Annotated in this window: 21 protein-coding genes, 1 tRNA gene and 1 pseudogene; 11 read left to right on the top strand and 12 right to left on the bottom strand. The window is 66.8% G+C overall.

From position 1 onward, the window contains the following. The 4 genes from LPA44_RS04515 to LPA44_RS04530 all read right to left on the bottom strand — a co-directional run bounded on the left by LPA44_RS04515 (position 1) and on the right by LPA44_RS04530 (position 3,401). Positions 1-1,149 carry a BMP family lipoprotein gene (locus LPA44_RS04515; RefSeq protein WP_230888403.1) on the bottom strand — a complete coding sequence of 383 codons (1,149 nt, stop codon included), beginning with the start codon at positions 1,147-1,149 and terminating at the stop codon, positions 1-3. A 77-nt stretch (positions 1,150-1,226) separates the two neighbouring features. Continuing rightward, a complete protein-coding gene (locus LPA44_RS04520) occupies positions 1,227-2,585 on the bottom strand; it encodes a phosphopentomutase/phosphoglucosamine mutase (RefSeq protein WP_230888404.1) in 1,359 nt (452 codons plus the stop codon). Between the two features lie 64 nt (positions 2,586-2,649). Further along, positions 2,650-3,120, bottom strand: coding sequence for a DUF5793 family protein (locus LPA44_RS04525; protein WP_230888405.1), 471 nt, complete (start codon positions 3,118-3,120; stop codon positions 2,650-2,652). A 59-nt stretch (positions 3,121-3,179) separates the two neighbouring features. Then, entirely contained in the window at positions 3,180-3,401 is a 222-nt protein-coding gene (locus LPA44_RS04530) for a hypothetical protein (RefSeq protein WP_230888406.1), read from the bottom strand. Positions 3,402-3,492: 91 nt separating this feature from the next. Here LPA44_RS04530 and LPA44_RS04535 point away from each other — a divergent pair, with 91 nt between their 5' ends. Both LPA44_RS04535 and LPA44_RS04540 read left to right on the top strand, forming a co-directional pair. Continuing rightward, on the top strand, positions 3,493-3,876 hold the full coding sequence (locus LPA44_RS04535; RefSeq protein ID WP_230888407.1) for a cupin domain-containing protein: 384 nt from the start codon (positions 3,493-3,495) through the stop codon (positions 3,874-3,876). Then, positions 3,869-4,483: a hypothetical protein gene (locus LPA44_RS04540; RefSeq protein WP_230888408.1), complete on the top strand. Its 615-nt coding sequence runs from the start codon at positions 3,869-3,871 to the stop codon at positions 4,481-4,483. Before LPA44_RS04535 ends, LPA44_RS04540 begins: the two co-directional genes overlap by 8 nt. A gap of 71 nt (positions 4,484-4,554) precedes the next feature. On the opposite strand, the gene LPA44_RS04545 is transcribed toward LPA44_RS04540, so the two are convergent. From LPA44_RS04545 to LPA44_RS04555, 3 genes are all read right to left on the bottom strand, one after another. Further along, entirely contained in the window at positions 4,555-6,408 is a 1,854-nt protein-coding gene (locus LPA44_RS04545) for a carbon starvation CstA family protein (protein ID WP_230888409.1), read from the bottom strand. Positions 6,409-6,515: 107 nt separating this feature from the next. Continuing rightward, on the bottom strand, positions 6,516-7,490 hold the full coding sequence (locus LPA44_RS04550; protein WP_230888410.1) for an ArsA family ATPase: 975 nt from the start codon (positions 7,488-7,490) through the stop codon (positions 6,516-6,518). Between the two features lie 70 nt (positions 7,491-7,560). Then, on the bottom strand, positions 7,561-7,857 hold the full coding sequence (locus LPA44_RS04555) for a hypothetical protein (protein ID WP_230888411.1): 297 nt from the start codon (positions 7,855-7,857) through the stop codon (positions 7,561-7,563). Between the two features lie 105 nt (positions 7,858-7,962). Here LPA44_RS04555 and LPA44_RS04560 point away from each other — a divergent pair, with 105 nt between their 5' ends. After that, positions 7,963-9,192: a CobW family GTP-binding protein gene (locus LPA44_RS04560; RefSeq protein ID WP_230888412.1), complete on the top strand. Its 1,230-nt coding sequence runs from the start codon at positions 7,963-7,965 to the stop codon at positions 9,190-9,192. Between the two features lie 61 nt (positions 9,193-9,253). Here the strand turns inward: LPA44_RS04560 and LPA44_RS04565 are convergent, their stop codons facing one another. Both LPA44_RS04565 and LPA44_RS04570 read right to left on the bottom strand, forming a co-directional pair. Continuing rightward, positions 9,254-9,493 carry a hypothetical protein gene (locus LPA44_RS04565; RefSeq protein WP_230888413.1) on the bottom strand — a complete coding sequence of 80 codons (240 nt, stop codon included), beginning with the start codon at positions 9,491-9,493 and terminating at the stop codon, positions 9,254-9,256. Between the two features lie 57 nt (positions 9,494-9,550). Continuing rightward, positions 9,551-10,803: pseudogene (locus LPA44_RS04570) on the bottom strand (RNA-guided endonuclease InsQ/TnpB family protein). 154 nt (positions 10,804-10,957) lie between these two features. Between LPA44_RS04570 and LPA44_RS04575 the strand changes: the two are divergent. The 6 genes from LPA44_RS04575 to LPA44_RS04600 all read left to right on the top strand — a co-directional run bounded on the left by LPA44_RS04575 (position 10,958) and on the right by LPA44_RS04600 (position 16,776). Continuing rightward, the gene (locus LPA44_RS04575) at positions 10,958-11,188 is read left to right on the top strand and encodes a hypothetical protein (RefSeq protein WP_230888415.1); all 231 of its coding nucleotides are present in this window, start codon (positions 10,958-10,960) and stop codon (positions 11,186-11,188) included. 51 nt (positions 11,189-11,239) lie between these two features. Beyond that, entirely contained in the window at positions 11,240-12,166 is a 927-nt protein-coding gene (gene ddh / locus LPA44_RS04580; RefSeq protein ID WP_230888416.1) for a D-2-hydroxyacid dehydrogenase, read from the top strand. Positions 12,167-12,228: 62 nt separating this feature from the next. After that, on the top strand, positions 12,229-13,878 hold the full coding sequence (locus LPA44_RS04585; protein ID WP_230888417.1) for a type II/IV secretion system ATPase subunit: 1,650 nt from the start codon (positions 12,229-12,231) through the stop codon (positions 13,876-13,878). Between the two features lies 1 nt (position 13,879). Then, on the top strand, positions 13,880-15,994 hold the full coding sequence (locus LPA44_RS04590; protein ID WP_230888418.1) for a type II secretion system F family protein: 2,115 nt from the start codon (positions 13,880-13,882) through the stop codon (positions 15,992-15,994). A 5-nt stretch (positions 15,995-15,999) separates the two neighbouring features. Beyond that, the gene (locus LPA44_RS04595; RefSeq protein WP_230888419.1) at positions 16,000-16,635 is read left to right on the top strand and encodes a class I SAM-dependent methyltransferase; all 636 of its coding nucleotides are present in this window, start codon (positions 16,000-16,002) and stop codon (positions 16,633-16,635) included. 69 nt (positions 16,636-16,704) lie between these two features. Next, a tRNA-Gly gene (locus LPA44_RS04600) sits at positions 16,705-16,776 on the top strand. A 48-nt stretch (positions 16,777-16,824) separates the two neighbouring features. On the opposite strand, the gene LPA44_RS04605 is transcribed toward LPA44_RS04600, so the two are convergent. After that, entirely contained in the window at positions 16,825-17,793 is a 969-nt protein-coding gene (locus tag LPA44_RS04605; RefSeq protein WP_230888420.1) for a winged helix-turn-helix domain-containing protein, read from the bottom strand. 267 nt (positions 17,794-18,060) lie between these two features. Next, positions 18,061-18,807, bottom strand: coding sequence for a proteasome assembly chaperone family protein (locus LPA44_RS04610; protein ID WP_230888421.1), 747 nt, complete (start codon positions 18,805-18,807; stop codon positions 18,061-18,063). A 105-nt stretch (positions 18,808-18,912) separates the two neighbouring features. On the opposite strand from LPA44_RS04610, the gene LPA44_RS04615 reads away from it, so the two are divergent. Both LPA44_RS04615 and LPA44_RS04620 read left to right on the top strand, forming a co-directional pair. Then, positions 18,913-19,824, top strand: coding sequence for an RsmB/NOP family class I SAM-dependent RNA methyltransferase (locus LPA44_RS04615; protein ID WP_230888422.1), 912 nt, complete (start codon positions 18,913-18,915; stop codon positions 19,822-19,824). 44 nt (positions 19,825-19,868) lie between these two features. After that, complete coding sequence (locus tag LPA44_RS04620) at positions 19,869-20,381, top strand: DUF7122 family protein (RefSeq protein WP_230888569.1); 513 nt, start codon at positions 19,869-19,871, stop codon at positions 20,379-20,381. Here LPA44_RS04620 and LPA44_RS04625 read toward each other — a convergent pair whose 3' ends face one another. Further along, positions 20,382-21,893: a DUF790 family protein gene (locus LPA44_RS04625; RefSeq protein ID WP_230888423.1), complete on the bottom strand. Its 1,512-nt coding sequence runs from the start codon at positions 21,891-21,893 to the stop codon at positions 20,382-20,384. Positions 21,894-21,960 lie beyond the last annotated feature (67 nt).

Consider the following 21,960-nt stretch of genomic DNA (forward strand, 5'->3'; position numbering starts at 1 on the left):
TCAGTTGACGTTCGAGGGGTCCTGCGGGACGGAAGTCTCGCCGTCCATGATGCTCTGGCGGGCGTCGCTGACCGCCGTCTTGACGTCCTCGGGAATCTCGGAGCCGAGCTGCTGGCCGTAGACGCAGGCGACGCCGTCGTCGTCGAGGCCCAGCGTGGTCGTCTCGCCGCCCTGGAAGTTGCCGTTGACCGTCGCTTCGACGGCGTTGTAGACGGCGGTGTCGACGCGCTTGACCATGCTCGCGAGGATGACGTTCGCGTAACTGTCCTTGGTGACCGACTGGTCGCGGTCGACGCCGATGGCGAACCGACCCTCGTCCTGTGCGGCCTGGAAGACGCCGGTACCGGTGTTCCCTGCGGCGTGGAAGACGATGTCGCTGCCGGAGTTGTACATCGAGAGCGCGGCTTCCTGACCAGCGGTGGTGTCGTTGAAGCTCCCGACGTACGACGTCTGAATGTCGATGTCGTCGTTGGTCGCCTTCACGCCGGCCTTGAACCCGGCCTCGAACTTCTGGATGAGCGAGCTCTCGCGGCCGCCGACAAAGCCGACGTTCGTGGAGTCCGACTGCGTGGAGCCCGCGCCCGCGCTGAAGCTCATCGACGTGAGGTGTGCGGCGAGCACGCCGACGAGGTACGACCCCTCGTGCTCGCGGAAGACGTAGCTGCCGACGTTCGGCTCATCGACGGTGCTGTCGACAATCTGGAAGTTCTGCTCGGGGTAGTTCGCGGCGGTCTCCGTGAGGGAGTCAGCCTGAAGGAACCCGATACAGGAAACGAGGTCGTAGTTGGGGTCCGTCGAACCGGCGTACTGTTGCTGATAGTCGCTGAATTGGGAGACCGAATCCGGCTGGGACTCGTTGAAGTCGACGTTGAAGTCCTCGGCGGCCTGCTGGATGCCGGACTGGGCCTGGTCGTTGAACGACCCGTCGCCGAGCCCGCCGGTCGCGTACACCATCCCGACGTTGGTGACGTCCGACTCCGCGGTGGTCGTCCCCTCGGAGTCCTCGGTCGTCTCGGTAGACTCCTCGGTGGTCGTCTCCGTGCCGTCGCCGTCAGAAGGACCGCCCGTACAGCCCGCCATCCCCGCGAGTCCGACTGCGCCGATGCCCGCTGTCGCCTTGATGAACTCCCGTCTGTCGAAGTTGGACATACTTGCGTGTAACGAGACATTCGTACGGTGATAAAGCCGTCGTTTGTGGGGGGAAGCGGCAAAACGTGGGCGCGTTGTCAGGCCGCAGCGACCGCGTCCTCGACGACAGCGGCGACCGACTCCACGAGGTCGTCCACGTCGTCGCTCTCGGCGTACACGCGAACGTAGGGCTCGGTCCCGCTCGGCCGGACGAGCGTCCACGACGTGTCCGGGAATTCTAGTCGCACGCCGTACTCCGTGTCCACGTCGGCATCCGGGAACTCGGCGGGCAGGTCCTCGGCGAGCTGCGCCATCACCGCGTCCTTGGCGTCGTCCGGACACTCGACACTGACTTTCCGGTACGGGCGCTCGGTCACGGGCTCGCGCAGCGCCGCGAGACCGTCAGTATCAGCGACCAACCGGGAGAGGACGGCTGCCGACGCGACGCCGTCGATCCAGCCGCCGAACTCGGTGTGGACGTGCTTCCACGGCTCCGCGGCGAAGACGACGTCGCCGCCGTTCTTGCGGGCCGCCGCGATGCCCTCGTGGAGCGCGCCGAGGCGGACGCGCTCGACGCGCCCCCCCGCTTCGCCGACGCGCTCGTCGATGCGCGCGGAGGCGTTCGGCGTCGTGACGACGACTGGGTCGGCAGCGTCGCTGGCGCGCGTGTAGTGCTCTGCGAGAATCGCGAGCACGGTGTCCTCATGGACGACCTCGCCGTCCCCGTCGACGATGACGATGCGGTCGGCGTCGCCGTCGTGCGCGATGCCGAACGCGGCGTCGCCGTCCGCCACGAAGTCCATCAGGTCGCCGATGGTCTCGGGCGTGGGCTTGCTCGGGCGGCCGGGGAAGTGACCGTCCACGTTCGCGTTCAGCGTGACGACATGCGCGCCGAGTTCCCGCAGCACCTGTGGCGTCGCCAGCCCCGCAACGCCGTTCCCGCAGTCCACGGCGACCGTCAGCCCGTCGAGGGGCGCGCCGTGCTCGCTCGCGAACGCCGCGACCGCCTCGCGGTAGTCCGGGAGCACGTCGATGGATTCGGTCTCGCCCCACTCCGCCCACGACGCGTACTCGGGGTCGCTCTCCACGCAGTCCTCGATGGCGAGCTCGCGGTCGCGGTCGTACTCGGAGCCGTTCACGAACAGTTTGATGCCGTTGTCCTCCGGCGGGTTGTGGCTCGCGGTCAACTGGACGCCGCGGCGGCCCTGCGAGGCGTACGCCAGCGCCGGCGTCGGCAGTACGCCCGCGTCCAGCACGCGCATTCCTCCCGCTTGCAGGCCCGCGCTCATCGCCGCTGCGAGCGCCGGCCCCGTCTCGCGGCCGTCCCGCGCGACGACGAACGCCTCGTCGTCGCCGCGAGCGTCCGCGCCGGCCGCGGCCCCGACTGCGACCGCCAACTCCGGGGTCACGTCGGCGACCGCGTTCCCTCGAATCCCTGCCGTGCCGAAGAGGTTCATACGCGGGGGGAGCGCCCGCGTTCACTTATGTTCCGCTGTTCCCGGGCGAGAAGAGACGAGGCGGCTACAGTTCGATGCCGCTCGGGATGAGACTGTGGCTGCGCAGCAGGTCGCCGTCCTCGCTGTAGACGAGGAATGTGGACTTCTCGTAGACGACCAGCTGCTCGCCGTCGACGAGAATCTCGACGCGGTACTGGCCGTCGTCGCCAGTCGCCTCGCCGTACCGACGTGCCGCCCGTACGAACTGTAGGACGTCGTCGGCGTCCTGGTTCAGTTCGAGGACGAACTCCCCGGTGATGCGGTTCGTGACGGCGACGACGCCGCCGGCATCCGGGTCGTCGACATCGTCCGTCAACCGGAACGTGGCGTCCGTCTCGCCGGCGTCCAGGCGTTCGCCGTCCCGGTCCGTGAGTCGGTCTTCGAGTTCCGCGGCTGCACCCGTGAAGTTGATGGTGACATTCGGCTTCTCGGGGTCACCGTCCTCGTCGACCCAGTCGACGTTCGCGACGTCCAGTTCGAAGTAATCCCGGCGCATTCCCTACGGGTGAATAGGACCGACGGGGAAATGAACGTAACGCCCCGAACAGGTGTCGGTCACTGGCCGTACGTGAGCCGCTGGACGGCGGCGTTCAGCCGTGCAGTGGCGTTCTGCATCCACGCGACCGGCGACACGCGCCGCACGGCGGACTCCTCGACCTCGATGCGCTCGTCGGCGAACGGGTCGCGGGGCGGGTCGTCGCTGTTGGCGTCGACCGCGTCGACGACGGTCGTCATCGAGCAGCGGCCACACGCCTCGGTCGGCTGCTTCTCTGCCATGGGTACTACTCACACGCGAACGGCCATAGTTCTGCCGCCCGCAGAGGCCCGAACGCGACGGGCTTTTAACCCGCGTGTGGTATCTACAGGCATGGGCTACCGAATCGTCGACCCCGACGACGTCGAAGTACCGGAAGGACGGCCGTGCGAGTACCGCTCGCTGACCGACGCGGGCGGCCTCGACGAGATGGCGATGAACCTGTTCCGGGCCGAACCCGGCGAGCAGGTGCCGCTGGCGTACCACTACCACGAGACCCAGGAGGAGGCGTTCTTCGTACTCTCGGGCACGCTGTACGTGGAGACGCCCGAGCAGACGTACGAGGTACCGGAGGGCCACCTGTTCACGGTCGACCCGGAGAGTCCGCAGCGCGCGCACAACCCCGAGGACGCCGACGAGCGCGTCGAACTGCTGGCGGTGGGGGCGCCGCCGGCCCCCGACGACGCGGTCGCGTACGACCCCAGCGAGGATGACTGAAGCCGACAGCCCGGAGCCCGCCGACCTCCCCGCCGAGATTCGGGAGAACGTGCCGACGTGGGACGACGAGTACTTCGACCGCGTCAGCGACCGGCTGATGTACAGCTACGACCTCGAACGCGACTACGCCGTCCGCGGCGAGCGCTTCGACCTGTACGGGGAGTTGCGCGTGCTCAACCAGAAGCAGTTCTTCCATCCCGCACTGAGCTACGCCGACCACGAGACCGAGGAACACGTGTTCGCGCGCCGGACCGGCCGGCCGACCGTCGCGGACCTCAAAGCGCTGGTCGAATTCGGCCACGACCTCGCCGACGACTGGGTGGACGCCGACGAGGAGCACTACGAGACGAAATTCACGTTCGTGCTCGTCGCCGACGAACTCCCCGACGACGCCGCGTCGTTCGTCGAGGAGTTCCGCGACCGCACGCTCCTGAAGTATGGCTACTACGGCCACTACGAGGTGAACCTTGCCGTCGTCGCGCCCGACGACGAGGCGGCGGTCGCCAGCGAGAAGGCGGACGTCGTGGACGCGTTCGCGCTGTGGGGCGACGTCGAGCGCGAGTCTGAGGGATTCTTCTCGCGGTTCGCGAAGCGCTTCTGGACGTAGGCGGCGCCACAATCCCGCCGCTACGCAGCTTCGGGGAGGGACAGGAAAGAGGGACCGTGGAGCGGTCGGTCTCAGTCGTCGCTCGGTTCTGCTGCGGGTTCGCGCCCACTACGCGCGCTGCTGATGTTGCCGTAGCCGATGCGCACCAGCGAGAGCGCGAGGTAGATGAGCACGAGCGCCAGCACCATCTGGACGGCTGCCGAGACCTGGCCGCCGAGGCCAGCGGCACCACCCTGAATCAGGTTGACGTAGAGGTTCTCGTAGAGCGCGAGCCACGAGAGCCCGAGGACGGTGATGACGACCATGATGGCCATCGGCACGCCCGTGCTGATTAGCTGCTTGGACTCGTCCCAGTTGGCGAGCCACACCGTGCCGGTGAGCAGCGCGAGCGCAGCGAGCAGCTGGTTGGCACCGCCGAACAGGCCCCAGAGGGTCGCCCACTCGCCGGAGATGACCAGCACGTACGCGATACCGCACTGCACGACGGGGTTCGTGTACCGGCCGCGGGCGAACGAACCGATGCCGCCCGAGAAGCCGGTGTCCGTACCGCTGCCCTGCGTCCCGACGATCTCCTCCATCATGTAGCGGCCGAGTCGCGCGGCCGTGTCAGTGGACGTGAGCAGGAAGCTCACGAGCACGAGCGCCATGAACGGCCCACCGTAGCTGGCGGGGATGCCGAGGCTCGTGAGGATAACGCCGCCACCTGCGGCGAAGTTCGGGAGCGCGCCGCCGATGCCGCCGCCGGCCGCGTCCGAGGCGATGCCGGCGATGGCGAGCGTGGACAGTGCGACTGCGGCGAGCAGGCCTTCACCGAGCATGCCACCGTAGCCGATGAGGCGCGCGTCGCTCTCCTTGTTCAGCTGCTTGGCGGTCGTCCCGGAGGAGACCAGTGAGTGGAAGCCACTGATGGTCCCGCACGCGATGGTGACGAACAGCAGCGGGAACAACGGATAGGGTGAGACGCTCTCGGCCCCGAGGAAGCCGGTGAACGGCTCAATGCTGTCGGAGATGACCAGCGGCTGGCTGGACGTGCCGAGGAACGTGCCGACGATGATGGCGACGAGCGCGCCGCCGACGCCTGCGTACAGCAGGAACGACGAGAGGTAGTCGCGCGGCTGGAGCAGTACCCAGACCGGGAGCGCGCTGGCGAGTGCGGCGTACAGCAGAATCACCGGCACCCAGGCGGCGGTGTTGCCGCCGAGCGCGCCGGCACCGGGAACCCACGAGCCTGTGCCCTCGAAGAGGATGAACGTGCTCGCGGGGTGGGCTGCGTCACCTGCCAGTTCGAAGAACGCGAACGGGTACTGGATACCGAGCCAGACGCCCGCGAACACGCCGGCGACGAACACGATGGTCCCCGGGATGAACGGGCCGTCGAGCTGGTAGAGGTAGACGCCGAACAGCACCGCGAGCGCGATGTACACGAAGCTCGCGGTCGCCGCCGATGGGTACGCGTTCAGCACGATACCCACGACGAGCGCGAACACCGCGACGACGAGGATGATGGTGATGAACGCGAACCACAGCAGCATGTTCTTCCCGCGTTCGCCGACGTACTCGCCGATGATGTAGCCGATGGACTTCCCCTCGTGTCGCATCGAGCCGGACAGCGAGATGAAGTCGTGGACGGCGCCCATCAGTGGGTTACCGACGGCGACCCACGCGAGGGCGGGCACCCATCCCCAGATAGCGCCGGCCGTAATCGGGCCGACGATGGGCGCGCCGCCCGCGATGCTGGAGAAGTGGTGTCCGAGCAGTACTGGTTTCTTCGCTGGAACGTACTCCTGGCCGTCTTCGTACTTGTGGGCGGGCGTGTCACGCGAGTTGTCGAGTTCGACGAATCGGGAGAGGTACTTCGAGTACCCCACGTACCCCAACGAGAACGTGACCAAGACCGCTGCCACAATCCATATTACCTGTGTCATTTGTAACGTACCTTCGTGACACTGATTACCGAACGGCCACTTAAGCGTTCGCCTCTTAATGAGTGGCCTGCGAGGCGAAATAATCGCTGGGGACGTGACGCCCCTCGTTAGACGAACGCGGGTTCCTCGACGCCGACCTCGACGTCGAGTTCGTTGGCGACCTCGGTGAGGAGGTCGCCCTTCACTTCGCGGGTGCGGGACTGAATCTCCGCGAGCAGCGGCGCGTCCAGTGATTCCCGGACGTGGTCGAGGCGCTCGCGCTCGGTCTCGACGCGGTCCCGGAGGTAGCGGGCGCCGCGGCCGTTCTCGTCGTCGTCCGGGGACGGCGTGAGCTTGTTCGCGACGAGCCCCCTGACAGCGAGCCCTTCGTCGTCCATGTCCGCGATGGCGCGCTCGGTCTCGTTCACCGAGAGCTGGTCGGGGTTCAACACGAGGAAGAACGCGGCGTCCTCGCGGAGCGCGCCGCCCGCAAATTCGAAGAACTCCTTGCGCTCCTGGAGGCGCGCCAGCACGGGGTCGCCGTCCATCACGCGCCGCGGTTCGTTGTTCCCGACCGCGGCCTTCTCGAAGAGGTCGATGCTCTGCCGGCGCTTGTGCATCAGGCGCTCGACCCACGATTCGAGGAATTCCGGTAAGCCGAGCAGTCGCAGCGTCGACCCGGTGGGTGCGGTGTCGAAGACGACGCGGTCGTAGGGGTCGCTGTTCCGCATCACTTCGACGAAGCGGTCGAACAGCGCGGACTCATACGCGCCGGGCGTCTGGTGCGCCATCTCTAGTTGTTTGTTGATTTCGTTGACCATCGACGCCGACACCTGGTCGGAGAGCCGGTTGCGGATGTCGTCGAGGTGCGCGGTGACCTCCTCGTCGGGGTCGATTTCGAGTGCCGAGAGCCCGTCGATACCCTCGACCGATTCGGGGGCGTCCCCGAACTGCTGGTCGAAGACGTCCGAGACGGAGTGAGCGGGATCCGTGGAGACGACGAGGGTTTCGACGCCCGCGTCCGCGCACTTCTGCGCGTACGCACACGAAACGGTCGTCTTGCCGACGCCGCCCTTCCCACCGAAGAAGACGAACGGCTTCACAGGTGTGCCTCCGGAGTCGGACAGTCAGTCAGTCGCGATGCGAACGGTCGGCGTGTTGGTGTCGCGGTCATCAGAAGTGGTACTGTTGGCCCTTGCGTTCGAGCATCGTCTGGCGGTCCCAGAGGCGTCGCTCCCACGCCTCGAACTCGTCCTCGATGTACGGCAGAATCTCAGCAGTGTAGTACGAGACCGGCGAGGGAATGCCGAAGGCGTCCGGGAAACAGGCCAGCAGGAACGCGTCCTCGATGTCCTCGGCTTCCTTCTCGATTTTCTCGTACGCCGGGTGGGTGATCATGCCGTGGTAGAGGCCGCGCAGCCACTCCTCGACGACCTCCCGGTAGGCCGCGATCCGCTCGGCGACGTTCATCGTATTGATGGTACGGCCTCACTCGGTAAAAGGTGTCGCGGTCGTCCGCCGGCAAGCGGCCCCGAGAAGCACGAGGTTCAAGGCGGCTGGCACGTACTCACACGCATGGGCGAACGGATTCCGGTGACAATACTGTCGGGGAGTCTTGGGGCCGGGAAGACGACGCTGCTGAATCACTTGCTCGCCAATTCGGGCGACCGCGACGTCGCCGTGCTCGTCAACGACATGGGCGACGTGAACATCGACGCCGACCTCGTGGCGGAGGGCTCGGAGTTAGACGTCGCCGAGGGCGTCGCGGAGCTGTCGAACGGCTGCATCTGCTGTGAACTCCAGGACGACCTCGAAACCGCGGTGGTGCGGCTCGCAGGAGACCGCGACTTCGACCACCTCGTCGTGGAGTCCTCGGGCATCTCCGAGCCCGCGCCCGTGGCGCGGCTGTTCACCACCGAGTCGCGGGTCGCCGCGAAGTACCGCGTGAACGGCCTCGTGACGGTCGTGGACAGCCGGCTGCTCGTGGACACCTTCGGCGGCGACGGCACGCCCGAACGCGTCGGCACCGACGAGGACGGCCGCCCGCTGTCGGATCTCCTCGTCGAGCAAATCGAGGTGTCGAACGCGGTCGTGCTCAACAAGGCCGACCTCTGCACGGGCGCCGAACTCGACGAAGCCGAGGCGCTGGTGGCAGCTCTCCAGCCCGACGCAGACACCGTCCGCACGTCGTTCTCCGAAGTCGACCCGTCGTGGCTGCTCGACGTCGAGCGGTTCGACGAGAGCGAAGTCGGCGACCTCCCCGGATGGAAACGCGCGCTCGAATCTGACGACCACGAGAGCCACGACCACGGCGAGGACGAACACCACGGGCACCGCCACCCCGACGAAGTGTACGGCGTGTCGTCGTTCACGTACCGAGCGCGGCGGCCGTTCCATCCCGAGCGAGTCGCCGAAGTCCTGCGAACACTTCCGGAGGGTGTCGTTCGCTCGAAGGGCACGCTGTGGGTCGCGGGGAACGAGCTCCGGCAGACCGTCGGACAGGCCGGGCCGTCGGTGCGCGTGACCGCGCGCGGCCCATGGATTGCGTCGCTGCCCGAAGTCGAACAGGACCTCTACCGGTCGAACCGCCCGAATCTGGAGTGGGACGACGAGCACGGCGACCGTCGAACGGAGTTCGTCGTCATCGGCACGGACGTCGAAGAAGCAGTGCTCCGGGAGCGTCTTGACGACGCGCTAGTCACGGACGAAGAGTGGGAGAACGTGGAGACGCTTCCGGACGGGCCGTTCGGCACGGAGAACGAAGCTGAAGTCGTGTTGCGCGAGCCCGAGCCCGCGACCCAGTGACGTATGTGGTTGGATTCAACCCACGACTTCAGTCGTGGGCTTTCTCCTCGAATTTCTGTAATCAGCAGGCGCAGCCGTCGGCGTACGTGCGCTCGAAGCGCATCGAGCCACCGCAGTCCGGACACAGCGGCGTCCCCGCTTCGTCGCGATCCAGCCCCTCGTCCTCGATAGTCACGTCCCGCACGCGGACGCTGCAGTCGTCACACCAGTACGCACCCCGCGAGGCGTCGACCTCCACGTCATCCGCCCCCGACCCCGTGCTCCCCGACAGCGCGGCCGAAACCTTGTTGACGATGCCCATGCGTGAGCATAGCATTCGACTACCTTAGTTCCCGGGTTCCGCCGGCCAAGAGTTGAGCTACCCACGACTGAAGTCGTGGGATTCAGCGTGGACTCCCGTTCTAGGCACTCGTCGTGCCAGGAGAATTAACCTCCGTTCACGTTCAGCGTCCCACTGTGTAAGCGCACGCCCAAGGGTGCGCCTCCGTCGCCCCCGGTTTGGTTGCGACGGAGATACCGCAATCCAATATTTTTCGCGGCGTTGTAGTCCGCGTGATTCTCGTAGTCACACTTCAGACACTGGAAGGCTTCGCTGTCGCGGTTGTCTGGGTGCGTGAATCCACAGTGTGAGCATCGCCGACTCGTGTTCTCTGGATCAACCTGCTCAACCGCGATTCCATGTTCTGTGGCCTTGTACTGGACGTACTCGTGGAGGCGGTTAAACGCCCATTTGTGCCCCCACGACGCGCCCGTGCGTTCGCGAATATCAGTCAAGTCCTCGAAGACGATGACCGAACAGTCGTGCTGGCGGGCTTCAGCAACCAGTTCGTTGCTGATGCGATGCAGTGTCTGCGTGAACCGCCCTTCTTCTTTTCGCCCAACGGATTGGATGTTCTCGTGCGCCCATCGCGTTCCACACCGCTGAAGGTCGCCACGACGCTTCTCGTACTCTCGTCGCCAGTGGTCGAACTCATCACCCGTCCAGAACGTGCCCGTGCTGGTGACCGCAAGGTTGTTCACGCCGAGGTCAACCCCGAGAACTGTTCCGTTCTCAGTGGCTTGGTCCGGCGTGGCCGACTCCACCTCCTTCTTGCAGTGGACGTGAAGCACCCAGTTACCGTCTCGATAGTGCAGTTCCGCGCCCGTGGTTTCGTAGTCGTCCGAGAAGAGGTATTCGGCGTGGGGTGTATCGCTGTCTTCGTCGGGGAGGATGTAGTCGGCTTCAACGCGTCCGTCGGTCGTGGCGAGAGAGACGTATTCGTCGTGGAAGGTGGCGGTACGGTGGTCGTAGACGACATGTGGGCTGGTGAAGCGCGGCTTGCTGGCTTTCTTGCCGTGCTTCCAGCGGGCGACGACGCTTTTGGCGGCTTCAGCAGCCTTGTTCCGGGCGGCTTGCACCAACCCAGCGTTGAACCCACCTGTTTGCTCGCGCACGTCATCGTAGGTGTCGTCATCCAACTGTGTTTTGCTGGTGGTGACGTACTCGCCGTCGAAGGCGTGATCGGTGACGTATTGAGCCGACCAGAGGAAGGTGTCGACGGTGTCTTCGAGGAGTGCAGCGGCGTCACTGGCCACGTTGAGTGCAACAGGGACGGTACGCCGCATCTCCATACCTTATATGGAGGTTTAGGGTTTCTTATATTCTGGAGAGTCGGCCTGCTACAGTCGCGTGGTTTGGTTCAGCACTGACGGATTCATCCCACGGCTAAAGCCGTGGGTTTTCTCCTGCATCACGTATAAGTACGCCACTCCCGCGGTTCCACGTATGACCGAAGATGACCGCAGCGAGCGAGACGAGGCGGGGTTCAGCGAGGCGGCGGAGCGCTCCGAGGGGAGCCCGTGGGTCGCGCAGGGAATCAACGCGGTGCTGTCGACGCTGTTCGCGCTCGTCGTCGTGGGCGGGCTGGAGTTCATCGGAGCGATGGAGTTCACGCTCGTGAACGTGGCGACGGCGGCAGTGGTCCTCTTCACCATCTCGTACATCGCGACGCGGTGAATTGCTACGGGCATCGACAAACTGTAGAGGCCAGGTCAGAAACCCCCGGACATGGTAACGTGCATCGGGATTCACGCGTCCGTGGAGACGCTGTTCCCGCCGACGGTGCTGGTCGACGAACTCGACGACGTCGCCCCCGAGGTGACCGTGGTCACGTCCGACGAACTCGACGAGGTGGACGCGCTCGTGACGTTCAAGTACGACGACGCCTTCCTCGACGCCGACTTGGAGTGGATTCACTCCGTGCAGTCGGGCGTCGACCGATTCCCGTTCGACGACCTGGAAGCCGCGGGCATCCGGCTCACGAACAGCACGGGCACGCACGGCGACAGCGTCGGCGAGACGGTCGCCGGCTACATGCTCTCGTTCGCGCGCCGGCTCCACGAGTACCGGAGCAAGCAGGAACGCAAGGAGTGGGCGTGGCCCGCGTGGGAGGACCCGTTTACGCTCGCCGGCTCCTCGCTCTGTGTCGTCGGCCTCGGCACGCTCGGACAGGGCATCGCCGCGCGGGCTGACGCGCTCGGGATGGACGTCGTCGGCGTCAAGCGCACGCCGACGCCTGTCGACCACGTCGACACCGTCTACCCGAGCCCGGACCTCCACGAGGCTATCGCGGACGCGAAGTTCGTCGCGCTCGCGGTGCCGCTCACCGACGACACGGCGGGCATGATTGGCGAAGCCGAACTCGACGCGATGCGCGACGACGCTGTGCTCGTGAACGTCGCGCGCGGCCCGGTCGTCGACCAGGACGCGCTCGTGGACGCGCTGGAAGCCGACGACCTCGCGGGCGCAGCGCTCGACGTCTTCGAGACGGAGCCGCTCCCCGAGGACTCGCCGCTGTGGGAGATGGACGAAGTGGTCGTGACGCCGCACGCGGCCGCGGCGACCCGCGACTATCCCCGGAGAATGGCCGCGCTCGTCCGCGAGAACGTCCGCCGCATCGCCGAGGGCGAGCGCCTCGCAAACGGCGTCGTGTAGCCCCGCAACGGTTCGGCAGCCAGCCTTTAAGGTGACGCGGGCGAACGTGGAGGTAGTAATCGATGCCCAACGACTTCCTCGCGGACATCGACCGACAACTCGAAGCCGTCCGGCAGCGCGCCGAGCGCGTCGTCGACGTCGTCCGCGGGTCCACGGTCGAACTCGTCGAGTACGACCCCGCAGCCCACGGGCCGCTGGTCGACTTCGACGGCCTTGACGGCTACGAGGAGGTCGACCGCTACTGGGTGCACGCGCCGTACGCGTTCGTCTACGTCGGCCACGACGCCGAGAACGACGAGTACCGCTACCACGTCGTCGAACCTGCGCTCGACGACTTCGAGCAGGAGCTGTTGGAGACGCTGTACGACGACATCCGGGACGCGCTCATCTACGACGCCGAATACGAGCCCGACGACCCCGAAGCCGTCCTGAAGCGGCAGATGAAGCGACTAATCGAGGAGTACGGAATCGACGTCGGCCCAAACGCGTTCTACCGGCTGTTCTACTATCTCCACCGCGCCTTCGAGGGGTTCGAGAAGCTCGACCCGCTGATGCGGGACCCCCACATCGAGGACATCTCCTGCGACGGCTACGGCGTCCCGCTGTTCGTCTACCACGACCAGTACACGGACGTGGAGACGAACGTCTCCTACGAGCAGGAGGAACTCGACGGGTTCGTCGTGCGCCTCGCCCAGCAGTCCGGCCGCCACATCTCCATCGGCGACCCCGTGACGGAGACGACGCTGCCGGACGGCTCCCGCGCGGAACTTGCGCTCGGCGAGGAAGTCACGCCCCGGGGGTCGGCGTTCACGATTCGGAAGTACAGCGAGGACCCGTTCACGCCCGCGACGCTCGTCGACTACAACACGTTCGACCTCGACCAGATGGCGTACCTCTGGCTCGCCATCGAGTCCAACAAGAGCCTGCTGTTCGCGGGCGGCACCGCCTCCGGGAAGACAACGTCGATGAACGCCATCTCGATGTTCGTGCCGCCGCGCTCGAAGGTGCTCACCATCGAGGACACCCGCGAACTGACGCTGTTCCATGAGAACTGGCTCTCGTCGGTCACCAGGGAGTCCATCGGCGAGGGCGAGGACATCACGATGTACGACCTGCTGCGGTCGGCGCTGCGCCATCGCCCCGAGTACATCATCGTCGGCGAGGTGCGCGGCGACGAGGCGATGACGCTGTTCCAGGCGATGAACACCGGGCACACGACGTACTCGACGATGCACGCTGACAGCGTGCAGACGGTCATCAACCGCCTGGAGAACGAACCCATCAACGTCCCGCGGGCGATGATTCAGAGCCTCGATATCCTCTGCGTGCAGACGCTCACGCACGTCGGCGGCGAGCGCGTGCGCCGGAACCGCGTCATCGCGGAAATCGAGGGCATCGACCAGCGCACCGGTGACCTCGACTACTCGACGGCGTTTGAGTGGAACCCCACCGACGATGACTTCAAGCAGCGGGACTCAGTGGTCCTCGACGAGATTCGGGACGAGCGCGGCTGGTCGCGGGGCGAACTGCTGCGCGAACTCCGGAACCGCAAGCGCGTCCTCCGGTACCTCACCGAACAGGACGTCACGGACTACCGGCAATTCACGGCAGTCATCAACGAGTACTACGCCGACCCGCAGCGCGTCGTCGACCGCGTCCAGGCCGAACTCGACGAGGACGTCGTCGTGAACGCGCCGGGTGTCGCCGAGTAGTATGGCGTCGCCACTGGTCTTCGCGCCGCTCGTAGCGGTACTCGGCATCCTGTTCGCGCTCGCGGCTGCGCCGGTCCTCCGCCCGATAGACCGCTTCGTCTCCCGGGTGTCGCTGGCGGCGTTCGGCGGGTTCGCGCGTCGCCGGCGGGAAGCCAATCCCGGGAAGGTCGCCGCACTGCAGGGCGCACACGTCGCGCAGACGTACCGCGTGTACGCCGCGCGGACGTTCTTCTACGCGACGGTCGGCTCGCTCGCGGGCAGCATCCTTGGCGTCTACCTCGTCGCGAGCGTGCTCGTGTTCCTCGGGAGCGCCCCCGCGAGCCTCCAGTCGCGGTTTCCCGCGGCCGTCCAAGGGTTGTTCGTGGACGGCGTCGGCAGGTTTGGGGTGGCCGAACTGTTCGTGCTCTTCCTCGCCTCGGGCGCGACGCTGGGCGTGCTGGTGGCGTACACCGCCTACCAGCTCCGGTGGTCGATGCCGAGCTACCGGGCGGGTGAGCGCGAACGCCGCATCGACGTCTCGATGGAGCGCACGGTCGCGTTCCTCTACGCGCTCTCGCGGAGCGGGATGGCGCTCCCCGAGGTGTTGCGGATTCTCGCGCGCAACCGCGACGTCTACGGGGAGAGCGCCGAGGAGATGGCCATCGCCGTCAAGGACGTCGACATGTACGGCGCGGACATCCTGCGCGCGCTCGGCCGACTCGGCCAGCGTACGCCCAGCGAGGAGCTCTCGGAGTTCGCGGAGAACCTCACGAGCGTCCTCCAGAGCGGCCGCGACCTCCCGGGATTCCTCAAGCGCCAGTACGACTACTACGCCGAGGAAGCCGAGGCCCAGCAAGAGCAGTTCCTCGAACTGCTTGCGACGCTGGCGGAAGCCTACGTCACGCTGCTGGTCGCCGGCCCGCTGTTCCTCATCACTATCCTCGTCGTCGTCGGCCTCACGCTCCAGGACACGCTGACGTTCCTGCAATTCACCGCGTACCTGCTGATTCCGATGGCGACGCTCGGATTCGTGGTCTACCTCGACAGCATCACCGAGACCGCGACCGGCGGCACGGTCACCGGCGAGGAAGCGTCGGAGGCTGCGACGCGCTTCCAGTCCATCCCGCGGCGGTCGGCGGCGCGCACTGATGGTGGGCAGACCGCGGGCAGGGCGACGGGGACGGAACTCAACCGCCAGCGCCTCGACGTCTACGAGACGCTGCGTCCGATACTCTACCGGCTGCGCAACCCGCTGTCGGTCGTCCGCGAATCCCCGACAGTGCTGTTGTACGCGACGACGCCGCTGGCCGCGCTCTACCTCGTCGTCCGGTGGTGGCCCCTCGCGTCGGCGGGCGTCACCGACCTCACGACGTATGACGACCCGCTCGTGCACGCGGCGCTGTTCGTGCTCGGGACCTTCACAGTCGTGTACGAACTCCACCGGCGCCGCGTGAAAGCCGTCGAGACGGGCGTCCCGGACTTCCTCGACCGGTTCGCGTCCACGAACGAGGCCGGGATGCCGGTCGTCCAGAGTCTCGGGCGCGTCGTTGGCAGCGACCTCGGCGCGCTCACCACGGAACTCGAACGCACGTGGGCGGACGTGCAGTGGGGCGCACGCGTCGAGCACGCGTTCGGCCGCTTCCGCGACCGCACGGACACCCCCGCCATCTCCCGCGTCGTGACGCTGACGACGAACGCGATGCAGGCCAGCGGCGACCTCGGCCCCGTCCTCCGCATCGCCGCCAACGAAGCGAAGGCGACCCGACGGCTCGAACGCGACCGCCGCAGCGAACTGCTGACGTACCTCGTCGTCATCTACATCTCCTTTTTCGTCTTCCTCGCCATCATCGTCGCACTCGACGTCATCTTCATCCCGAACATCCCGGTCGTGGACGCCACCGCGTCCCCCGACCAACTTCCCGGTGGCGGTGGCTCGGGCGCGTTCGCGCGGACGGCGCAACTCACGCAAGCGACGAAGGACGCGTACAGCCTCGTGTTCTTCCACACGGGGCTGGTACAGGCGGTCTGCTCGGGGCTCGTCGCCGGGCAGATGGGACAAGGGAGTGTGAAAGCCGGCGCGAAACACGCCACTGTAATGCTCGCACTCGCGTACGGTACGTTCGTCCTCCTCGGGTGACTCTCGTGACTGACTCCACCGACGTCCACCACACCTACGATCGCATCGCCGAGCATTTCTCGAAGACTCGCGAGTACCCGTGGCCGGAAATCGAGGAGTTCCTCGCCGACCGCACCGGCATCGTCGCTGTCGACGTCGGCTGCGGGAACGGCCGCCACACCGAACTACTCGCGGCGCACGCCGACCGCGCAGTCGGCGTGGACGCCAGCCGCGGCCTCCTCGACGAAGCCCGCGAGCGCGCCGCCGACCACGGCTTCGACGCCGACCTCGTCGCCGGCGACGCCGAACGCCTCCCGCTCGCCACCAATATCGCGGACCTCGCGGTGTACATCGCGACCATCCACCACCTCCCGGACCGGGACGCCCGTGTGGCCAGCCTCGACGAACTCGCGCGCGTGCTCACCGCGGACGGCGACGCCCTCGTGAGCGCATGGAGCACCACCCACGACAAATTTGACCGCGAGGAGAGTTTCGACACCACCGTCGACTGGACGCTCCCCGGCGGCGAGACGGTCCCCCGCTTCTACCACGTTTACAGTCCTGACGAGTTCCGCGCGGACCTCGCCAACAGCGCGCTCGCCGTCGCCGAGACGTTCACCGCCAGCGGGAACTGCTACGCCGTCGTCGACGGCGAAGAGTAACGCCCTTAAGCGACGGGAAGGAACTGACACGTGAGCACCGACGGCATACGAGCCGTGGTGTGACTGCGAGCACCGATGGTCTAGTGGCTAGGACCTGAGCCTTCCAAGCTCATGGCCCGGGTTCAAATCCCGGTCGGTGCATTTCTGTCGAACCACGTCCTCCACGCCAGGAACCACTGGCGCTTTCTGTCAATCCGAGACGTCGACGACCGAGAGGTCTTCGGCGAGTTCGACCCACGCGTCATCGCCGTTAATGGTCGTCGTCACCCTGACGCGCGGTGGGTTGAGTGAACGGTACTCGACGTCCGTGCTCGTTCGGTCGAAGCGTTCGGCGATGTGCGCGAGTTCGTTGAAGTCGTACTGGAGGTCCAGTCCGTGGTCGTAGCAGAGCGCGACAACCCGAGGATGGTACTTGGCAACGACGCCCAGCGTCGCTCGCGTCGTGCGCTTGCAGACGGTGCAGCGGAAGCGCGCGATTGCACGTGAGCGATGCCCGCACTGGTCACATTGCCCATTGGCGTCGTGGTCGCTACAGACCGCGAGTATTCGCTCCACCTGCCCGGTGCAGGTAGGGCAGACGCCCTCTATCATGCTGTAAATCGTCTGGAAGGTGTTGACCCACGCCGCGGCGTAGATTTCATCGGGCGACCGGCCCTCGAGTCCCGCCGGGTCGAGCGAGAACTTGGCGAGGTGGCCCGAGTGGTCGTCGTCGCCGTTCCAGAGTCCCTCGCACTCGGTGCAGGTGACGTACACCTGCCCGCGCTCATACTCAACTTCGACGGCAGCGCCGCAGAGCGTGCAGGGGACGTCGACCTCGGTCGGTTCGAGCACTGGCGACTCGATGCCGGTGCCCGCAATCACCGAGCGGACGAACTTGCGGCCGGCGTTGGTGAGGCGGTAGCCGCCGTCGACGGACTCGACGAAGTGGCCGTCGAGCCGGTCGAGGTGGTAGTTGAACTGGCCGCTGTCGGCGGTGCCGACACGCGACTGCAGTTCGGAGAACCGGAGCGCGTCGTCGCCGAACGGGTCGTCGTGCTCCCAGAGCGCCACGAGGATGGCCAGCCGCGTCTCGTTGCTCAACAGTTCGAACGCCTCGGTGGCCTGTTCCCCCGCCGAGAGCGCGCTCAGCGGCGAGTCCGAGTTGCGAGAGGTGGTCATGCCGAGAGTCTCCGACGTGGAGTCGCATACGTTTCGAGGGAACGCGCCGGACGGAGTTCGTGGTGCTGTCGCGTTCCGTCTCGTGCATCCAAACTGTCGGAGGCAAGCACAGTAGCCTGGGTAGTGTTCGAGAGCCTGCGTCTGACGAGCGGAGGGTTAGCACGTCGTGGCGTTCTCATAGAGTCGACTGGAATCGCCACCCGCTTAACGGTAATCTGAATCGTGTTTCTGTAAGTAGCCGAGGTTGAACTCGGAGTCGGCGCGACGCTACTGGAACATCCGCATCGGGCGCGCCTGCGTTGACTCCTCCTCTTCGGCTTCCTGCATGCGCTCGGCGAGGCGCTTCTTCTGCTCGCGGATCTGCTCGGCTTCCTCGACGAGCTTCTCCGTGGAGACGTCGATGTCGGCGAGCGGTTCGATGGCGTCGTCGAGGAGGCGCTTGGACGCCGCGGGGTCGGGGAACTGTGGGTCGGACTCGACGACGAGGCCGATGGCGTCGATGTCGCTCTCTGCCGCGCGGTTGATGAGCGCGCCCGTCGGACCGCTGACGAGACCGCGCTCGGGCGGCGTCCCGATATCCTGGGCGTCGAGGCGGCTTGCGGCGTCGCCGCTGGCGATGCCGAAGACCTCGGGGACGTTCGCGGGGTCGAGGTTCTGCACGGGGAGGCCGCTGAGGTACAGCGGCGTCGCATCGTTGTCGGTCAGCCACTCGGTGATGCAGTCCGCGAACTCGCCGCCGGTGTCGCGTGCCAGCGGGACGTCGGACTGGAGCGCGAGCAGGTCCCGGGACTCGTCGGCGTACAGCCGGACGGGCGGGAGAATGTCGCGGGTGCCCTCCTCGTAGACGGAGACGCGGGGGATGTTCTGGCAGTCCACGCTCGCGACGTACTCCATGTCGAAGGCGTCGACGAGGTGGTCGGTCGCGATCTTGCCGACGAGGCCGACGCCCGGCAACCCCTCGACGAGCGTCGGGTCGTCGAGGTCGAACTCCGTTTTGATGCGAATGCTCGCCATGAGTGCACCGACTCCCGGAGACGGCTTAAATTCGGGGGCGGCGCGCAACGAATCGGCCGGCGGCGAGCGTAACCCACAAGCGCCCGTCGGACCTACGAGGCGGTAATGGACGCGCTCTCGCGATACGAGCCGATTATCGAGGACTTCGACGCGTTCCTCGACGCCTGCGAACGCCACCTCCCCACGACGGTCCGGGTCAACTCGATCAAGGCGACCCGGGACCGCGTGGTCGACGCCCTCGAAGCCGAGGGCGTCGACGTCTACGGCCGCGACTGGAACAGCGACGTGCTGGGCGTCGCCACCGGCAAACCGGGGAACACATGGCCCTACGTCCACGGCTGGATTCACGGCCAGGAGGAAGTGTCGGCCGTGCCGCCCGCGATTCTCGATCCGCAACCGGGGGAGGTCGTTTGGGACTCGTGTGCCGCGCCCGGCGGGAAGACCACTCAAATCGCGGCAGAGATGAACGACGAGGGGCTGGTCGTCGCGAACGACGACAACCTCGGCCGCCTCTCCGCGCTGCGCGGGAACTGCGACCGCCTCGGCATCACGTGCGCGGCGGTGACGAACACGGACGCTCGCCGCGCGACGCTCGACGCGTTCCCGAACGTGGACGCCTTCGACCGCGCGCTCGTCGACGCACCCTGCACCTGCGAGGGCACCGTCCGCAAGAACGCCGACGCCCTCGACGGTGCGGGCGCGAGTGCCAGCCGGAACCTCGCGGCGCTCCAGTCGGACATCCTCGAACGCGCCATCGAACTCACTCGCGAGGGCGGGACCGTGGTGTACTCCACGTGCACGTTCGCCCCTGAAGAGAACGAGGCCGTCGTCGACAGCGCCCTCTCCGACGGCGACTGTCGGCTCGTCGAGTTCGACACCGGCCTCGAATCCTCGCTCGGAATCACGGAGTGGAACGACGAGACGTACGACGACTCGCTGACGAAGACGCGCCGCTACTACCCCCACCAGAACGACACGGGAGGGTTCTTCGCCGCGAAACTAGAGGTGACGGCGTGACTGACGACGACCGCGGTTCCAGCGACGGCGGTGGTGACAGCGGTATCGACCACTTCCGCCGGAACAGAAGCGGCCAGTTCGACCGCCTCCCCGAGACGGGCGCCGACCGGACGGTCAAAGGTCGGCCGTCTCGCGAGGCCGTCGTGGACTGGTGGGTCGACCGGTTCGCCGTCCCCGAGGACACCTTCGACGAGTACACGTTCTGGGAGAAGGGCAAGGGGAAGGTCTGGGCGCTCCCCTACGACCCCGGGGAGCCGGTGCCCGTCGAGGCGCTCGGCCTGAAAATCCTGCGCACGCGGCAGGAGCACTGGAAGCCCACGACCGACGCCGTCCAGCGGTTCGGCCGCGACGCCGAGCAGAACGTCCTCGTGCTCGACGACGAGCCCGCGAAGCGCTTCGTCGCCGGCGAGGAGCAGGAGATAGAGTGGGACGGCGACTGGGGCTACCTCGTCGTCGCCCACGAACTTGCGGGCGGCGTCGAACCCATCGGCGTCGGCCTCTACACGTACGGCGACCTCAAGTCGATGGTGCCGAAGGGCAACCGCCGGGACCTCTAATCAGTCTTTCTCGCGCAACGTTCCACCACTCAACCCCTCCCACTCGACGCGGTAGCCGAGCCGGGAGAACAGCGCGCTTGCGTCGTCGACGCCGTACTCTTCCGCGACGGCTTCGGCATCATCTCGCGACATGCCCGCTTCCAGTTCCGCCGTCACGTCGTCGAGCACGTCCGGACGGACGAGCGTGCGACCCACGAGTTCGTGCTCAGGGAAGTCCACGTCCTCGATGGCGTCCTCGCTGACGCCGCGGGACGCCGCGAGGTCAGCGAGCGTGATTGCGTCCGCGTCGGGCGCGAGTTCGTCCGGGAGCGCGGCCGCGGATTCGGCGACGAGGTCGGCTTCGAGGTCGCGGAGCGCGTCCACGACATCCTTCACGCGCACGGAGCCCGTGTACTCGACGACGCGGTGGTCGCGGGACTCGACGTCCTCGCCGACGCCGAGGCTCGCGTCCACAGCCACGAGGAGGGTCTCGTTGGTGGCGTCCAGTTGGGAGAGTTTCTTCTCGACGTACTCGGGCGTCCAGAATCCCATAATCTCGAAGTAGACGCGCTCGTCGCCGAACGCGTAGTCGAACGCGAAGTCCGGCACCATCAGGCGGTCGCCCGCCGCGAGCACGTCCGGTTCGCGGACGAGCTCCCAGTCCAGGTCCAGCGACTGGAAGCGCGCGGCGAACTCGCGTTCGACGCCGCTGTCGTACTCCACGTCGGTGACGGGGTCGGCGTCCGGGACGTCGAAGTCGCCCGCCGAGAGTTCGAGCAGGCGCTCGCGGCCGCGGTCGTCGATGGTGGCTTCGATTCGCCAGTCGTCGCACTTCGCGACCGTCCGGAGGACGCGTGCGAACCGCGTGCCGTACCGCCGCGAGCGCTGGAACAGCGCGTCCGGGCCCGTGAGAACGACCTCGCGGCCCTCGCCATCCTCGGCGGGAATCACCTCGTAGAGCAGGCCGAGGCGCTTCACCGCGGAGACGAGGCGCCGTGGATCCGAAGAACGCACGCGGAGTTCGGTCGCGTCGAACAGCGCGGTCTGGGCGAGCGAGAGGTTGTACTGGGCGACCAGCGACGCGGGCGTCCAGCGCGAGGAAACCTCGGTGAGCACCTCGCGAGTCTCGCGATCGGCGTACAGCGAGGCCGCGAGTTCGTCAGAGGTTACGTCTCCCGGGAAGCCCTCGGCAGCCTCGGAGAGCGCTCGTTCGCGCTCGTCGGCGTGGACGACGCCCACGTCCTCGGCGGCCGTGAACGCCGCGCGGCGCGCCGACCGCGAGTCGACTGCGGACCGCACCTCGAAGGTCGCGTCGCGCTCGACGAGGTGTGCGAGCCCGCGCACGAGTTTGAAGTCGCGTGCCTCCTGCTCCAGGTCGGTCAGCGACTCGCGGAGTTGCGCGCGCTCCTCGCCGACGTGCCCCTGGAAGGTTCCGAGCACGCGCGCCGCGAGTGCCTCGTCGTCCTCGGTCGCGAACTGCGGCTGGTAGCCGCCGCCCGCTCGGGACACTCGCAGAAGGTCTTTCGTCAGCACACTCTGAGGTTGGCGGCGCGCGCACAAAAGGATACAGAAGATTCTTGCCGGTACGCCCGGACCGAGA

It is taken from the genome of Halobacterium sp. KA-4 (assembly GCF_021028995.1).
Classification (GTDB): domain Archaea; phylum Halobacteriota; class Halobacteria; order Halobacteriales; family Halobacteriaceae; genus Halobacterium.